1 pseudogene is annotated in these 426 nt (G+C 48.1%); it reads right to left on the reverse strand.

Annotation, left to right across the window (positions count from 1 at the left end):
* A pseudogene (locus NF859_RS00015) lies at positions 1 to 426 on the reverse strand (ABC transporter substrate-binding protein); the annotation flags it as partial.

A 426-nucleotide genomic window follows, 5' to 3' on the forward strand; every position in this document is an offset into this window, starting at 1 on the left:
TCTTCTATCCCAGAGAAGCCTCTCAACCTTGAAGCCCCAGAATCTCTCGATCAAGTCGGCAACATAAAGACCAAGATCCTTTCTGTGGTCTTCAATTCTGATGATGAATTTGAGTGTGACGGGCTCACCGTTGAAGTACCATGTGCCGTTGATTTTTTCTAGCGTGTACCCTTGGGCTGCCAGGTCTTGGGCGGCTTTCTGCATTGCGTTCTCAATCATTTGGAGGGCTTTGAGTTTGTTTCCTTGTGCGGTTATGCCGAGTGCACTGTATACTGGCTCGAAGTGTGCGTTTGCACCGGTGCTTGGCCTTATACCACCAAGCATTGGTTGTCCTGATCCCTGGAGGATGTTCTGGACTATGTATTGTCTGCTTATGAGGAAGTTCAATGCGTATCTTATGTCTCTGCAGGCGAATGGGTTGAAGAA

It is taken from the genome of Thermococcus alcaliphilus (genome assembly GCF_024054535.1).
In the GTDB taxonomy this organism is placed as follows: domain Archaea; phylum Methanobacteriota_B; class Thermococci; order Thermococcales; family Thermococcaceae; genus Thermococcus_A; species Thermococcus_A alcaliphilus.